14 protein-coding genes and 1 pseudogene are annotated in these 14,806 nt (G+C 54.9%); 11 read left to right on the forward strand and 4 right to left on the reverse strand.

What is annotated here, in order from left to right:
* Positions 1-83: 83 nt before the first annotated feature.
* From HFO71_RS31565 to HFO71_RS31585, 5 genes are all read left to right on the forward strand, one after another.
* Complete coding sequence (locus tag HFO71_RS31565; protein WP_131702649.1) at positions 84-1,370, forward strand: DegT/DnrJ/EryC1/StrS family aminotransferase; 1,287 nt, start codon at positions 84-86, stop codon at positions 1,368-1,370.
* 134 nt (positions 1,371-1,504) lie between these two features.
* Positions 1,505-2,176, forward strand: a complete 672-nt coding sequence (locus HFO71_RS31570) for an HAD family hydrolase (RefSeq protein WP_168257367.1) — start codon at positions 1,505-1,507, stop codon at positions 2,174-2,176.
* 151 nt (positions 2,177-2,327) lie between these two features.
* Complete coding sequence (locus HFO71_RS31575; protein ID WP_245007028.1) at positions 2,328-2,825, forward strand: GNAT family N-acetyltransferase; 498 nt, start codon at positions 2,328-2,330, stop codon at positions 2,823-2,825.
* Between the two features lie 334 nt (positions 2,826-3,159).
* Entirely contained in the window at positions 3,160-4,368 is a 1,209-nt protein-coding gene (locus HFO71_RS31580; protein ID WP_245007029.1) for a glycerophosphodiester phosphodiesterase family protein, read from the forward strand.
* A gap of 35 nt (positions 4,369-4,403) precedes the next feature.
* Entirely contained in the window at positions 4,404-5,486 is a 1,083-nt protein-coding gene (locus HFO71_RS31585; protein ID WP_206118687.1) for a hypothetical protein, read from the forward strand.
* A gap of 336 nt (positions 5,487-5,822) precedes the next feature.
* On the opposite strand, the gene HFO71_RS31590 is transcribed toward HFO71_RS31585, so the two are convergent.
* The 3 genes from HFO71_RS31590 to HFO71_RS31600 all read right to left on the reverse strand — a co-directional run bounded on the left by HFO71_RS31590 (position 5,823) and on the right by HFO71_RS31600 (position 8,379).
* A complete protein-coding gene (locus HFO71_RS31590) occupies positions 5,823-6,581 on the reverse strand; it encodes a hypothetical protein (protein WP_312887642.1) in 759 nt (252 codons plus the stop codon).
* A gap of 203 nt (positions 6,582-6,784) precedes the next feature.
* Complete coding sequence (locus HFO71_RS31595) at positions 6,785-7,498, reverse strand: GntR family transcriptional regulator (protein WP_168257369.1); 714 nt, start codon at positions 7,496-7,498, stop codon at positions 6,785-6,787.
* Positions 7,499-7,701: 203 nt separating this feature from the next.
* Positions 7,702-8,379 (reverse strand): hypothetical protein, encoded by a 678-nt coding sequence (locus tag HFO71_RS31600; protein WP_168277511.1) that lies wholly within the window; start codon positions 8,377-8,379, stop codon positions 7,702-7,704.
* A gap of 617 nt (positions 8,380-8,996) precedes the next feature.
* On the opposite strand from HFO71_RS31600, the pseudogene HFO71_RS36040 reads away from it, so the two are divergent.
* Positions 8,997-9,089: pseudogene (locus HFO71_RS36040) on the forward strand (helix-turn-helix domain-containing protein); the annotation flags it as partial.
* A gap of 296 nt (positions 9,090-9,385) precedes the next feature.
* Here the strand turns inward: HFO71_RS36040 and HFO71_RS31605 are convergent.
* Positions 9,386-9,685 (reverse strand): hypothetical protein, encoded by a 300-nt coding sequence (locus tag HFO71_RS31605; RefSeq protein ID WP_244604854.1) that lies wholly within the window; start codon positions 9,683-9,685, stop codon positions 9,386-9,388.
* A gap of 365 nt (positions 9,686-10,050) precedes the next feature.
* On the opposite strand from HFO71_RS31605, the gene msuE reads away from it, so the two are divergent.
* From msuE to HFO71_RS31630, 5 genes are all read left to right on the forward strand, one after another.
* The gene (gene msuE, locus HFO71_RS31610) at positions 10,051-10,638 is read left to right on the forward strand and encodes an FMN reductase (RefSeq protein WP_221978076.1); all 588 of its coding nucleotides are present in this window, start codon (positions 10,051-10,053) and stop codon (positions 10,636-10,638) included.
* Positions 10,639-10,660: 22 nt separating this feature from the next.
* The gene (sfnG, locus tag HFO71_RS31615; protein WP_168257372.1) at positions 10,661-11,764 is read left to right on the forward strand and encodes a dimethylsulfone monooxygenase SfnG; all 1,104 of its coding nucleotides are present in this window, start codon (positions 10,661-10,663) and stop codon (positions 11,762-11,764) included.
* Positions 11,765-11,927: 163 nt separating this feature from the next.
* Positions 11,928-12,821: an ABC transporter ATP-binding protein gene (locus HFO71_RS31620; RefSeq protein ID WP_373289165.1), complete on the forward strand. Its 894-nt coding sequence runs from the start codon at positions 11,928-11,930 to the stop codon at positions 12,819-12,821.
* Complete coding sequence (locus HFO71_RS31625; protein WP_168337860.1) at positions 12,821-13,717, forward strand: branched-chain amino acid ABC transporter permease; 897 nt, start codon at positions 12,821-12,823, stop codon at positions 13,715-13,717. The genes HFO71_RS31620 and HFO71_RS31625 overlap by 1 nt, the downstream gene beginning before the upstream one ends.
* Before the next feature lie 3 nt (positions 13,718-13,720).
* Positions 13,721-14,761 carry a branched-chain amino acid ABC transporter permease gene (locus HFO71_RS31630; protein ID WP_221978077.1) on the forward strand — a complete coding sequence of 347 codons (1,041 nt, stop codon included), beginning with the start codon at positions 13,721-13,723 and terminating at the stop codon, positions 14,759-14,761.
* The last annotated feature ends 45 nt before the right edge of the window (positions 14,762-14,806 follow it).

Raw genomic sequence — 14,806 nt, forward strand, 5'->3', positions numbered from 1 at the left:
AATTTAGCTACCAAACGTGGGAAAGCAGTGCTAGCGTTTGTGTGGGCTGATCAGCATTCTAGTGAGCATGATTGGAGAACGTGATGAACGGATTCGGTGCACTACGGCTCATAACTCGCAACACAACTGGTGCTTTCTCAGGCGAGAAGCTCGCCGTTTTCGGTGGGAAGCCTGTGGTCCCCCAGGGACGTGTTACACCTTGGCCCGCCGCGGAGAATAAGCACTTGCATGCACTCCAAGGTGTTGTGGATGGTGGAAGGTATCACCGCGTTAACCACCCAATCGTGAGCGATTTGGAACAAGATCTTGCAAGCTGGACTGGGAAGTGGCAAGTGCGCGCTGTCGGCAGCGGAACGGCGGCCATTCACATCGAGCTCGACTACGTCAAAGAGCGAGGCGAGCAAGTTGTTACCGCGGCACTGAATTGGCCAGGAGCGGTAGGACCAATCAAAATCAGCGGTCTCGAACCCGTCTTCGTTGATGTCGACATGAACTTGGCCGGGATTGATCAGCGCGCGGCCGCTGAAAAGTTCGGCCCTAATGTAGCTTCAGTTTTAGTCACTCACCTTTTCGGAAACAATGTTCTCGTCCCCGACGCGAGGTCTGCAGCGCGAGCTCAAGGCATTGCTGTGATCGACGACATCTGCCAATCAATCGGCGCCGCGAAAGCAATCGTCGGCGGTGCGCATCTTGATGCAGACGCGCTCGCTCTATCCGGAAACGGCGCCAAGCACCTTGGGGCCGGCGAACTGGGATTTGTCATTACTGAGGACGCCAACTTGATTGCACATGTTGATCGCGTATCGCTGTCCAGCTCGTCTCGAAGTGGAGCGCGAATATTCTCGCCCTATTCCCAAGGGTACAACTACAGGCCGAACGTATTCTCGTCATCTATAGCGAAGCTGCGGGTAACAGAGATGGATACGCAACTGCAAATCCGAAGAGACAATTGCAAGCTTTTGTGGGAATTGATCGGCGAACTTGTGGGCATATCTCCTCTCTTCAACCCATCCGACTGCGACCATTCGATGCTCAACTTTCCCCTCCGGATCGAACCTGAGGCGCTTGGCTTCGCACCCGGCCCGGCTGCAAGGGATTTCGTGGTCAGGTCTCTGCAGGCCGAAGGCGTGCCTATCTGTGTTTGGCTCACGAAGCCCGTATTCGAATATCTTCCGGACATTTGCGACAACTGGAAGGCCGCCGATTTCCCGAACACAGTGAAACTGTTGGATACGATGTTTTACGTCTCGGAGATTGCGCCACCTAACAATGGCGAATTGATGGAGCTTTATGCAGAGGCGTTTCACAAGGTTTGGAATGCTCTTCATAAGCAAGGCCCGAAGATCGCCGCAGGAGCAATTTCCGGCTGAGCACCGCGCATCAATTTCCCAGTGCCGCAATGGTCAACATCCGATCGGATACAATCCTACCCTGCTCAATGCCTGGAAGATTGAAAGCTGGCACTGGGACAAAACTCAGAGTCATTCTATAATGAGGACTGCTTATGTCTTTTTCAAAAAGTCCGGAACTACTGATCTTCGACTGCGATGGGGTTCTCGTCGATAGTGAGCTTATTGCAACTGCGGTGCACATCGAAGCTTTGGCTAAATTCGGCTACATCATATCGGCTGAAGAGTATAACGATCGCTTCATAGGGATGACTGACCAGCAAAGTTATTCAGTCATAGAATCCGAGGGCGACTTACGCCTACCGGAGGATCATCATGAATGTGTGATGGCCGAAGTTGCGAAACGATATCCTCGCGATCTGCGTGCAATCAGCGGCGTTCGGCAAACCTTGGAGACCATTAATTTAAAGAAGTGCGTGGCGTCGAACAGCGATGCTGCAAAGCTTTCCTTGGCGCTTAAAGTCACGGATCTACATGATTACTTTTGGCCCCATGTCTTCAGCGCTTCGCAGGTTGCGAGTGGTAAGCCTGCGCCGGATCTGTTTCTGTTTGCAGCAGATCATATGAACACACCGGCTAGCAGTTGTCTCGTTATTGAAGACAGCGTTGCTGGCACTCAGGCGGCGGTGGCAGCCGGGATGATGGTGATTGGCTTCGTAGGTGCTTCGCATTGCCTTCCTGGGCACGGAGACAAACTGATGGAAGCAGGTGCCACTAAGCTGTTTAGCCGCATGACCGCGTTGCCACAAATCTTAGCAGGTTTTTGATCACGCTGTTGCGTGCTGGCGACCCGTCTTGAATCGCGGCGTCACCGTGCAGGATATATCGTGAGGTCCGATAGCTGACTAGTGCACGGGCTTCACCTCAAGTTGACCGATCGTCACTCGATTGCTCGGCCCGCCAAAAAATGGAGACACTATGACCGAGAAAGCAATGGTAGCTGGAACTCCGGTAACGATCGAGTACCTAGAAAGATTTCCGAATTTCATTTCCATTTGCGCAAGTTGGTCTTTCGGACAATGGGGTTGTCAATCAAATGGCTCGTACGAACAAACGCGAGGCGAGTTTGAAGCGGCAACAAAAAGCTCGATGCCGCTAACACTAGTCGCCATCGAAAACGCGTTGCCAGTAGGAATGGTCACGTTGGCTGATCGTGATTTCGATGGAAAATCTCATCTATCCCCTTGGCTTAAGTCGCTTTTTGTCCATCCATTTCACCGCAAAAAAGGAATAGCCAGGTTGTTGATCGAGCGGCTCGAGCACGAAGCATCGTGCCTCGGTTGCAAGAGTCTTTATCTGACAACAGAGAACGCGCAACTTCTTTACGAGAAGAGCGGCTGGCGGGCAATTGATCACGTCCAAACATCGTATGGCGAAGCGGCGTTAATGAAGAAAGCCCTGCTTCCTCTCAACTGAGGCTACGCTAGGACGAGATAATTGCGCCGGAGCTCCAAGCTGCTTTCATGACAACTCTCTCAACGCTTGAGCACGCGACGTCGCGACGTGGCAACGCAGCGCCTTGGGTGGAAGCTGATTTATGGATCATCTTGATGTTGAAGAGCGTGTTATTGCCGGCACATCGCAGCGATAGTGGGCCGGCTAAAAACTTCCTCGCACTACGGGCACCCCCCAGGATTTCGCTCCCCCAAGCCTTAGCCACTGCTGTGATGGGCTGTTGCAAAGGCCGCACGAACAAGCCGTACAAAGTAGCGAGCTACCCGAAATTCTCATCGAAAGGTTCCGAAACTTTATGGACACCAGCAACAATGTGGCATCAGTGCTTGTGAATTTTTGCTCCTCGCGTCTCGGTTACCTCGGCGGCCGACGTGATCTGCGTGCATCGCTCACTTTAACTTCTCTTCTTGCTTTCGGTATTCCATCCTACGCCGCAGCAGAGGCGCTACTTCCGGTAAAGCCTTCACCATATCTTGTAAGTGCGATTACAAGAAACATGTTCAAGCTGCCGAAACCCGATGACGACTTGGTCCTGCTATCTGCGCACCGCGGATCTTGGGAGATCTATCCTGAGAATTCAGCCTATGCCTTGCAAGACGCCTGGAATTCGCAGATTGAGAGCGTGGAGGTCGATGCCCGCTTCACCGCAGACAAAGAAGTCGTTCTATCTCATGACTACAGGATTGAGCGCGAATCAACTGGAAGCGGCCTATTATATAATCAGAACTTGTCGCAGCTACGACAGGCCGATCTACGGGACCGACATGGCCGCGTTTTTACGGATTCACAAGGGCGAAAGGCGAAGTTCCTAACATTCTCCGCCGCGCTCGATCTACTCGCCGAATATGTTTCCGATGATGGTCATGGGTACGTGATGATCGTCGATATCAAGGCGGCAGTCGATGATCAGGACCCTACTGATCCCATCGAGCTCATGCAACGCTGCCTTGACATTCTCGCGAGCAAGGGAAATGCGAAACTCAGCAAAGCCGTTGTATTCAAGCTCAAAGCAAAGGATGCGGCGGATGTCGGCACGATTCTAAATCGGACAACCTACGACCCCAACCTCATTGGCGGGCTAATTGTCGTCGAAAACCCGGATGACGAGAATGTGAAGGATTCCAGCTATGATCCCCACGAGGATCCAATCTACGATCAATGGAATGTGGTGCCGTTCTCCATTCAGTTTGAAATGAACCAATTCTATAAAGGTGACGGTCTGCAGGCATATTTCGACTATATCGACCAGCAGCAGGGCTTCGCCACCTATCATGAAAGTAACTACTTTCCAGAGGGCGTCGCAAACAGCGCCGGAAAATGCTGCTTCGAGCACAACACGGATCCGAAATCGACCGCTCAGCGAGGGATCGTACCAGATTACCGAGGAGATCCTGAGATGGCGCTCGTCAATCGTACCAATCTTATCACCACTGATTGGCCCGACGTAGTCGGCGATATGCTGCGCCAGATCCGGCGCCGCAACACCTCCGAACTCACTCGCTAGTGCAAGACCTCCGCTTTCAAAAAGGGAATGTTTTGATGAATAATGGAATAAAAATCTTCCTATTGTCTTCCGCGCTGGGCTGTCTTGTCGCTGGAGAAGGGCAAGGGGCATCATGTACCAATGAAGCCAATTGCCTTAGAAGCGCGTCGGAGAAAGTATCTCAGACGCTCACACCGAAGGTAGTGCCCATTTTCGGGGAATTTCCAAAGCTGTACATACACGACTCGGCGGCAGAAGCGGATTATCCGGTGCCCGAAGATACGAGGCAGGCATTTGACTTCTATACCAACAAGACTTCCTTCAACCTTCCACCGCGCACGTCAATCGAGACTAGTCAAAGCGCGTCGATCAGACCAGACACGGGGTTCACTGTCCTTTTGGTCGAAAAAACCCGTGAAAATACTGTTCCTAATGGCGGCAGCGCCTTATCGCTTCTAAGTTCTAATTCAAACGATGCTTACCTATCATTCGCATTGGGAGCTGCACCCAATCCGAATGGTCAGAAGTGGTCATTCGCGAAAAGCCTGCTTCAAAGCGACATGGCGTCTACTGCATGGTGGCAGAAGCCCTGGGACATGAACGTCGTGGGGCCAACAGGGGCATTCTCCGGCACTGAGTGGATTTACTATACCTTTACTCCAGACGGCAAAGTTCGCATGGACCGTTTTGCGCCATATACCTATTTCCTAGCGTTTACAGCTTACCAGTGGGATGAGGCAGTGCTCGACAGTGGGTTCCCGCATTCTCCTTTCAGCTCTGGCACGCCAACCGATCGTCCGAAATCCGTCATTTTCGGATCGGTTGGCCCATGGGTTATTGGCGCTGCAGCAGTGCCCGGTCAGACATCGCCCATGATTGAGCCAATTGAGGCGTTACCGGGGTTTGAGGGAGTGACGATCTTCGCGAACCCCTTGTCGATGAAAGAAGTCGTAGCGTATCAGAACTCCCTGAAGAGGAGCGACTTTCTCGACGTCAACATGCTGCCCTGCAACAGCGGCCAGTACCTTTCCGGCGAGATAAGGACTCCCTGCGGCACGGCTCGTCCTGGCAATCCTCCGTCGAATGTAAAATCGGTGGCTGGTGATGCGATCCGCACTAATATTGAACGCTTTGAATAACGAATGTTGGACGACTCTCATTTGTTCAAACGGCGATCAGACGGCATCAGTTTCAGCTACCGCGATGCCGCAATCCCGGTCGCTTGTGAACCGAATGTCTGACAAGATTGGGCAAAGATGGTGACCACTCAAGCGTGGAAATCGCCGCGTTAAGATATTCTAGAACTATAGCAGGATTAAGCCGTCTCAATTTCTGAGCATTGCAGCAGTGAGATTTTCTCCGGCGCGGCCCCGGGTGGCCGGCGTGGGACCTCAAATCGTGTCGCCAGCGAGGCCGGTTTCGTGAAAGCCTTTTGAGTTCGCTCAGCGACTTGAGCGTAGGTCCTCGTCCGGCCCTTATTCATCTCTGGCCCAGCCCTTGCTGTCGGCTGTCTTCGCGAGGAGGAATGCATAACACCTGCTGATCTCGTCGAGCTTTCTCACTAACTCGCCGTCCGATCCACCAAGCAAGGTTTGATAGCCCTCGCCTCTTGTTGACCTCTGCCAATCATTCCCAATAAAGCGCGCGGTCGCATTGCCGAGGGAAGAAACCCTTGGTTTAGGGCTGCCAAACGATACGGCTGCGCGCCTCAATCCGTCTAGGAAGCTTGCGTCATCGAGTCCGCTATAAGGTTTTCCTTCGGAATTCGTCGCATTGAGGAAGATCTGCTCGTCACCGACTACGCTATATCCGCCGCCCAAGCCATTTTTCGTTGCATCCGCTGCCTCGAAGAATCTCTGCGCCACGGTGGCGCTAAGGCTGCCCTGCGGAAACCGCACGATAACAAGGCCTGTCTTACCGGTCGTGTCGTCGAGGCGAGAGGTAAGAACGCGATATTGGCGCAAGACGTAGCCTAGCGAGCTGGCAAGCCTATCCGCCGCGGCGTCATCGAGATTACCCTCGGTCTGAAGCGATGCATTTGTTCTGAGGAGATACCCGCCCGGCGTAACCTCTGTCCTCAAGGTCGCAGCGTCGATCCCGTTGGCTGTTATGATCTTTGGCACAATGTCTTTTGAGACTTCGGCTGAAAACGTCGCTCGATCAATATAGCTGGCCTGGCCAAGCCGCGGCAAATGGAAACCTGCGGAGGGCGTTGCCCGATAGGACACAAGCACCTTTCGCTCTGCCAGCGCTGTATTCTGGGATGCTGAAGGGATGGAGGCAGCCTCTTTGATTTGGCAACATAATTAAAATGCTGGTAGGTGATGCCGACGTCGGCTTTTGGATTGCCCGCAGCAGCCGCAGATATGCGCGGCACTCGACAAAATTCTTCAGGCTCGTTGACTAGGATCATTCGTCGAGATGACAGTTTGAAATGTCACAAACTTTTCGCGGGCCCCGGAAAACCTGTTAATCCACGTTCATTCACCTCTTGTACAATCCTTGAGACGGCACCCTGTTCTAGATTAAGGTGGTTCATCAACGCGGACTCCACCAGGGTCGTTGCCGTGCCTAGTTCAGACATTGCGTCAACTAGCTTCTCGAGGCTTTCAACAAACGCGGGCCGAAGTTCCGACGCAGTTAGTTCCATTCGTAAAGGGTGAGTGCAAAAACAGAATCGGTGGACGATTTTGCAAGCCTCGCAATTCGATGCTTCTTGCGCGATTTTAGTGAATATCGCTTCTGCCCTTAAGGCAAGTTCGTCAGAGGACAATTTATCCGCCACGGTCCAGCTCTCTGGGACCTGCGGCCGCATTCGATTCAATGCCGAGATCAGGGTTTCACGTCCGACAACATAAACATCTAACAGAGCTCTTTCCGACATCGGCCTGGTGAAAAAGCCTCTTTGAGGGATGTATTGAATCTTCCCTTCAGCTGCGAGCCGCTGAAGCGCTTCGCGAACTGGTGTTCGACCAAGATCGAGCTTAGACGCTAGATCCTGTTCCCTGAGATGTTGCTCCGGCACACGACCGTTACTGTGGAGAATTCTTCGAATAGCATCGTAGGCAATATCGGCCTTTGCAGGTTCTGGTTCAGTAGAAAAATTCGAGCCACCCCCACGACCTTGGGGCGCGTTCTTGCAACACCGCATTTGATAGTTTTCCTCTGTCGATATCCTTCAAGGACCCTACAGGAGCTTTGCTTTGAGATCGGACGGTCGCTTGGAATTGAAGGTCGAATTAGTCGACCCTTCCAATACCGGCACCGCGTTTCACGCCCGAACCAGATTCGGGATCAACCACCTGTATTACAGCCGCGGCCGTAATTGGCAGCTATCGCATTCTGCCGCTAAGTTCAATGCCATAGGCACAAGGCTGCGTCGGGATGGCGCGCTGGTCCAATGTCTACCGCCCGTCGTATTACGCGCAAGCGGCCGCCTTTAAGCGAGCCGTGTCTCCAAGGCCTGGAAGTGCCATCAATGTAGTGACAGTTTTCAAAATCAACATGTGCATGATAGCTCTTCGGTGGACGTGATCGGTTACTCCTATCAATCAGCTGATTATAGGCTTCGGCGGATTTGATGTAGCCGCGGTTCGCGAGAGCCTCGACTTGTCCATCAGTAGCGATGGCTTCGCCGTTGTCAGAATCGCCTCCAGCGCAATCAAAGACACGTTCAGATTTTGAAAGAGACCATGTGATCTGATGCATTTGTTCCGGTTCGTGTTTGGTGGCGAGATGTGCTTTGGTTAGGTCCAGGCCTATGCTTGCCTCGTGTTCGGCAGGTGGTTGTTGCAATGTCGACAATATTTCAAGGCTCAGCTCCATGCCGGTCACTACAGGACGGTTAACCCGATAATATCTTCCGCTATCTGCGACTTCGCGAAGCGCATCCAGATGCTCGTTCCGTGCGGCCGGCTGCCAGCGTATACCACGCCGTTGAGCAAGCACGCGTTCGCCATCGAGCAAGACGAGCCCCATTTCCGGGCTATCACACCTGGGTTCGTTTGGATGCATTTTGTCACGTCGGTTCATCTAAGCCTCCCGTCGCTGACCGGGGTAGTCCCATGCCGCGTGTTGAGCAGGTCTAGACGGCACTCCGCCATAGATCAATATTTAACAATAATATATTTTCTGATATATTTAGCCAATCACCATGGCTGACGTTTATACTTTGTTGGTCGAGTACACAACTCGGTACGATATAGTATTACGCAAGAGAGTTCAAGCTTTGCTTGAGTCCGCAAATGTTCGAGCTGACAATCTCCCGTTGGCGATGGCCAAACCTCGAAGTGGTAATGTACGGCTATGACTCCCTCAAGCAGCACGAAAAGTTCCCCTTCTATCTGACAACCCCGACATGTTGGTCGGATTGAGTATTTCGTCACCACCGGGCTGATCGCCAATGAGTTGAATTTATTGGAAGAATCTCAGTCTCGACGGAGACACTTCCTTCGCTCTTGTATTGAAAGTCGAACACCAGATTGCTGACAGGATAACGCGTGGGACGAACACCAGTTACGCCGAAGTCAGTTTACTCGGACCACCATTATATTCGGCCGGCAGAGAAAGCGTTCTCGGAAGGTCGGAAACGATGACATCCTGGCTCCCCTTGCGGTAGATCCGACTAGCTTTCGCTGGACGAGCGATGGTCTGACTTGACAGCTCTTGAGAAGAGCTCGGATTTTGACTCGTCAAGGATACGAAGGACCGCGGCCGCCCTAGGAGTTTTAGACAAGATTTGAGACATGCGTCGCACTGAAGTCGCTACACAGCGGCCTTAAGGAGGATGCCTGCAGCAGCTCACCGAGTACAGGAGGCGCTTAATGGGAAGCCCTTCAAGCTCCTACAGCTTATAGGGCCATCCAGGCTTCAGACTTAGCCGAGCTGGACGCTTCCGCCTAATTGGCTGGCGCGAAGGCTAGCGCCTGAAGTCATTCGTCGCACCCTTGCTGTAGAGACAGCTTGCCGACTGCGATTGGTGGAAACCCAGGCACGCGATCATCGTGGCACGGTGATCGATGAGCGAATCTAACCGCATTTATTCTTCCACCAATCGCAACACTGGGGGCGCGTCATATGCGCGGAACGTCTTAAGGTCGACTTGAACCATCGGGCCACGCGGCGTGTGTATCGTGAGGGTACTGATATCGACATCAATGCCGGATTTGTGTACGTCGCGGATGGCGTCATTCATTTTTTGAAGCGCTGCGCCTAGTCTTTCCTTAGCATGCTTCTGCCTTGTGAGGTAAGATGTCATGGTGCCCTGCTTGTTTGCTGCTTGAGTTCCGCTTATGCGGTCAATTTGATTCGCGCTATGAATCGATAGTGTTTCGAGCACGATCGAACGGGCTCCTCTTTAGTTTAGACACCGTGGCTGGTCGCTAAGTAACTGCTGTAGCAGGTCGGACCTTTGCAAATTTCGCATTCTTCCCTCCATGGCGAGACGAAAATATGCTTCCCGATCGTTGCGCGAGCTCCATTTCGCTTCAGCACCAGCGCAACCCATTTGGCCATAGAGAGTTGTTCGCTCTCGCCGTGGCGTGCAGTTTGCTGCGCCACATAGAACGCCAAGCTGAAGTTTTTATTTCGCCCATTGGGCGCGATTTCAGGATGGCAATCTACAACAGGGAGAAATATTGGCATCGTGTCGTTACCATTAGTCCATTAAATATATAGACTATGTCGCAAAAGGATGTCGCCGACATGAAAATTCTGGGTCTTACGGGAAATGTAAAACGACCATCGCGAACTGCCTCCCTTGTGGAAGCACTTGTGTCGGCAGCCACATCGAAGCTGGGTCTCGATGGGCAAACCATAGAACTGGTTGACGCTGCCCCCATTCTCTTCAAGGCGCTTCGATCGGACCAGTTGGATGCCGAGGGGCGGGCGATTATCGACGCCGTCGAGGCGGCTGATGTCCTTGTTGTCGGGTCGCCGGTCTACCGGGCATCGTATACCGGCGCTCTCAAGCATCTCTTCGACCTTGTTGACTACCGCGCACTGACCGGAAAGCGGGTCATTCTGGCTGCCACAGGTGGCACACCGCTGCACGGTTTGATGACCGAACATCAGTTGCGCCCGCTATTCGGCTTCTTCAACGCCCTGACACTGCCGACGTCGATCTACGCTACCGAAACCGATTTCACGGATTATGAGATCGCCAGTCCTGTGGTTCAAGAGCGTATCGAGCGCGCCGTTTCAGAACTCGCTCAGGTGCTGCCGCTCTCTGATCACACCGCTGCCGCGCGCGCTCATGCAAACCGCCCGGCGCTCGCCGCCGCGTCAGCCTAGCCATTTCAAGAGGGAGAGTATCATGTCCTATGCCAGCAGAGAGCCGGTCAAATTCGCCTACTGGGTTCCCAATGTTTCGGGTGGCCTCGTCATTTCCAATATTGAGCAGCGGACGAGCTGGACGATCGAATATAACAGAAAGCTGGCGCAGATCGCCGAGGCTAGTGGCTTCGATTATGCGCTGAGCCAAATTCGTTTCACCGCCGGTTATGGCGCCGAATTCCAGCATGAATCCGTCTCCTTTAGCCATGCGCTGCTGGAATCGACGACAACGCTGAAGGTGATTGCCGCCATTCTGCCGGGACCATGGAATCCTACACTGGCGGCCAAGCAGATCGCCACCATCAATCACCTCACCAATGGTCGTGTCGCCGTCAATATCGTCAGTGGCTGGTTCCGAGGCGAGTTCCACGCAATTGGCGAGCACTGGCTTGACCATGACGAGCGCTACCGCCGCTCGGAGGAATTCATCCGCGCACTGCGCGGTATTTGGACCGAAGACAATTTCACGTTCCACGGCGATTTCTATCGCTTCAACAATTATTCGCTTAAGCCCAAGCCGATCGATCCACAGCCGGAAATCTTCCAGGGCGGCTCCTCTCGCGCTGCACGCGACATGGCATCGCGTGTTTCCGACTGGTACTTCACCAATGGCAACACGCCGGAGGAAATCGGCAAGCAGGTGGCTGACATCCAGGGCAAGGCGAAGGCTAACGGTCATTCCGTCCGCGTTGGTGTCAACGCTTTCGCCATCGTCCGCGAGACCGAGGTAGAGGCAAGGGCCGTGCTCGCCGAGATTATTGAGAAGGCCAATCCAGAGGCGGTCAATGCCTTCGGGCACGAAGTCAAGAACGCCGGGAAATCATCACCTGAAGGCGAGGGCAACTGGGCGAAATCCTCTTTCGAGGACCTGATCCAGTACAACGACGGCTTCCGCTCCAACCTGATAGGGACACCCCGCCAGGTCGCCGAGCGGGTCATCGACCTGAAGCGCGCCGGCGCGGACCTCATCCTTCTCGGTTTCCTGCATTTCCAGGAAGAGGTCGAGTATTTCGGCAAGCACGTCATCCCGTTGATCCGCGAGTTGGAAGAAGCCGAAACGGCGACGGCCGTCGCCGCCGAGTAATCGCAACACGTTGTCGGCCGGCCCGCAAAGCCGGCCGCATCAACGATGACAGGCCAAGAACCCGGTGGTTCATGGTGGGATAGCGTGCGCCTATGAACTCGTGGGCTCGTGGCGCGCCGTCGAAAGCAGGGGCGTGCACACTATGACTTTTGCCTTCGGAGGCTTGGGAGCGGCGCCGTTTCCGCCGGACGTTCAGGAGCACTTGGCCGGCTTGGACAGAGGAACAGGCGCGGCCTGGGCGTCGCCCATTGAAGCCGGCGCAACGGACGGCATCATTCTGGAGCTGGCCCGCATCGATCTATCCTTCGGTGGCGTCGTCGCCCTGAAGGATATCGATCTGTCCGTTTGGCGTGGCGAAATCCTCGCCGTTATAGGGCCCAACGGTGCTGGCAAGAGCTCGATCATCAATGTGATCAGCGGCGTATACCGACCCGATCGCGGTTTTGTGTGGCTCTCCGGGCGCCGCCATGCCCAGGTCCCGACGCAGAAACTTGCCCGTCTCGGCATTGCTCGCACGTTCCAAAACCTGGCATTGTTCAAGGGTTTGAGCGTTCTCGACAATGTCGTGGTTGGACGAGCGCACAAGACGCGGTCTAGCTTCGTCGAACAGATCGTCGGCCTCGGTCGAGCCCGCACGGAACAGAGGGATGCCCGCAGTCGGGCTTTCGAGGTGCTCGAGTTCCTCCACCTTTCGCATATTGGCGATCGTCTGGTCGGTACACTGCCTTATGGTCTGCAAAAACGGGTGGAATTGGCGCGCGCTCTGGTGGCCGAGCCCGACATCCTGCTGCTCGATGAGCCGATGGCCGGAATGACGGCGACGGAAAAGAACGAGATGGCCGATTTCGTGCGCGCCGCACGTGACAGGTTCGGTACCACCGTCGTGCTGATCGAGCACGATATCGGCGTTGTCATGGGGTTGTCCGACCGCGTTGTCGTGCTCGACTACGGCCGCAAGATCGCCGATGGAACACCCAACGAAATCCAGCGCGACCAGCGCGTGATTGATGCCTATCTCGGTGTCGCTCCCGAAAATGAAGAGGGGGCGGGCATCTGATGGCTGACTTCGACTGGCTGTTCTTCATGGAGATTCTCGTCGGCGGCCTTTTGTCCGGCGTCATGTATTCGCTGGTCGCGATCGGTTTCGTCCTGATCTACAAGACATCCGGCGTCCTCAATTTTGCGCAAGGGGCGATGCTCCTGTTCGCGGCGCTGACCTTCGTCTGCCTGACGGAACGCGGCATTTCCTTCCCGCTCGCATTCGCGATCACCTTCGCGATCATCGTCGTTATCGGGATAGCTGTCGAGCGTACCGTGTTGAGGCCGCTGACCAACAAACCGCCGATCACGCTCTTCATGGCGACGCTCGGCCTCTCCTATATTATCGAGGGCGCTGCCCAACTGATCTGGGGCACGCAGGTGCACGGCCTTGATCTCGGTATCAAGGATGTGCCGTTCGATGTCGGTGGTGTCTACATCAGTCAATTCGACATCTTCGCAGCCGTCGTTGCCGCCTCCATGGTGCTGCTGCTCTCTGTCTTCTTCCGTTACACCCGCATCGGGCTCGGTTTTCGCGCCGTGGCCGACGATCAGTTCGCGGCGCTCGCCGTCGGGTTGAGACTGCCTTGGATCTGGGCGACGGTCTGGGCCACCGCAGGTCTGGTGGCGCTGGTCGCCGGTCTTTTGTGGGGAGCCCGCGTCGGGGTGCAATTCTCACTGTCGCTGATTGTCCTGAAGGCCTTGCCGGTTCTCGTCCTCGGTGGGTTCGACTCGATCCTCGGCGCGATCCTCGGCGGGTTGCTGATCGGCGCGTCCGAGAAGCTGGCTGAGGTCTATATCGGCGGATATTTCGGCGGCGGCATTGAGGGTTGGTTTGCCTATGTGATCGCGCTCGCCTTCCTCCTCGTTCGCCCTTCCGGCCTGTTCGGCCAGAAGCTCTTGGAAAGGGTCTGACCGATGTCCACGATCACTTGCGATCTGCCGGCCTACCGGTTCCCCGCCCGCTGGGCGACGCCGTTGGCTTGGCTTGCCATTGCCTATGTCATTGTGCCGCTTCTCGGGTCAGACTACCTGTTCGAGGCTATCCTGCTGCCGTTCCTGGCGCTCAGCCTCGCCGGCTTGGGGCTCAATATCCTGACGGGCTATGCCGGGCAGGTGTCGTTGGGGAGTGCTGCCTTCATGGCTGTCGGCGCGTTCGCGGCGTTCAATTTCAATCTTCGCGTCGACGGTCTGCCTTTGATCGTCAGTATGGTACTTGCTGGTTTCGCTGCGGCCGGCGTCGGCTTGGTGTTCGGCGTTCCCAGCCTGCGCCTCAAGGGCTTTTACCTCGCGGTATCGACGCTTGCAGCGCAGTTTTTCGTGCAGTGGGCACTGACCAAATTTAGCTGGTTTTCGAATGAGTCCGCGTCCGGCGTTATCGATGCGCCTCAGCTTTCGGCTTTCGGTCTTGTTTTCGATGGGCCCGTCGGACGATACTATTTCGCGCTGACGGTTGTCGCCGTTCTCACTTTGCTGGCCCATCGGTTGGTGAATTCGCAGACCGGCCGCAATTTCATTGCCGTGCGCGACAACGAGACAGCGGCGCGGATCATCGGCGTGCCGGTGCTGAAAACCAAGCTTCTGGCCTTCGCAATCTCCTCCTTCATCATCGGCATCGCCGGAGTCCTGTGGGCGTTCGCCTATTTGCGCACGGTCGAGCCCGCCGGTTTCAATCTTGACCGGTCGTTCCAGGTCCTGTTCATCGTCATCATCGGGGGGCTTGCATCGATCCGCGGTGCTTTTTTCGGAGCGGCGCTGATCGTTGTGTTTCCCCTGGTCCTGTCCCGGCTTGGCTCCTTCCTGCTCGGAAATATCTTCAATTCAGGCGTGTTGGATATGAGTCAGCGCATCGTGCTCGGCGCGCTCATCATCCTCTTTCTGGTCCTCGAACCGGATGGGCTTGTCGCCCTTTGGGATCGGGTCCGAAAACGAATCCGTGCCGCCATCGTGCATTCCTGATCGAAACGGAGCCATCAAGGCTCTCGAAATGCCACCAGCCCTCAT

It is taken from the genome of Rhizobium laguerreae, from assembly GCF_019778565.1.
Taxonomy (GTDB): Bacteria; Pseudomonadota; Alphaproteobacteria; order Rhizobiales; family Rhizobiaceae; genus Rhizobium; species Rhizobium laguerreae.

What these genes read in the sequence shown, in the direction of transcription:
- HFO71_RS31565 (WP_131702649.1), top strand. Translation starts at nt 84, where the DNA reads ATGAACGGATTCGGTGCACTACGGCTCATAACTCGCAACACAACTGGT.
- HFO71_RS31570 (WP_168257367.1), top strand. Translation starts at nt 1,505, where the DNA reads ATGTCTTTTTCAAAAAGTCCGGAACTACTGATCTTCGACTGCGATGGG.
- HFO71_RS31575 (WP_245007028.1), top strand. Translation starts at nt 2,328, where the DNA reads ATGACCGAGAAAGCAATGGTAGCTGGAACTCCGGTAACGATCGAGTAC.
- HFO71_RS31580 (WP_245007029.1), top strand. Translation starts at nt 3,160, where the DNA reads ATGGACACCAGCAACAATGTGGCATCAGTGCTTGTGAATTTTTGCTCC.
- HFO71_RS31585 (WP_206118687.1), top strand. Translation starts at nt 4,404, where the DNA reads ATGAATAATGGAATAAAAATCTTCCTATTGTCTTCCGCGCTGGGCTGT.
- HFO71_RS31595 (WP_168257369.1), bottom strand. Translation starts at nt 7,498, where the DNA reads ATGCGGTGTTGCAAGAACGCGCCCCAAGGTCGTGGGGGTGGCTCGAAT.
- HFO71_RS31600 (WP_168277511.1), bottom strand. Translation starts at nt 8,379, where the DNA reads ATGAACCGACGTGACAAAATGCATCCAAACGAACCCAGGTGTGATAGC.
- msuE (WP_221978076.1), top strand. Translation starts at nt 10,051, where the DNA reads ATGAAAATTCTGGGTCTTACGGGAAATGTAAAACGACCATCGCGAACT.
- sfnG (WP_168257372.1), top strand. Translation starts at nt 10,661, where the DNA reads ATGTCCTATGCCAGCAGAGAGCCGGTCAAATTCGCCTACTGGGTTCCC.
- HFO71_RS31625 (WP_168337860.1), top strand. Translation starts at nt 12,821, where the DNA reads ATGGCTGACTTCGACTGGCTGTTCTTCATGGAGATTCTCGTCGGCGGC.
- HFO71_RS31630 (WP_221978077.1), top strand. Translation starts at nt 13,721, where the DNA reads ATGTCCACGATCACTTGCGATCTGCCGGCCTACCGGTTCCCCGCCCGC.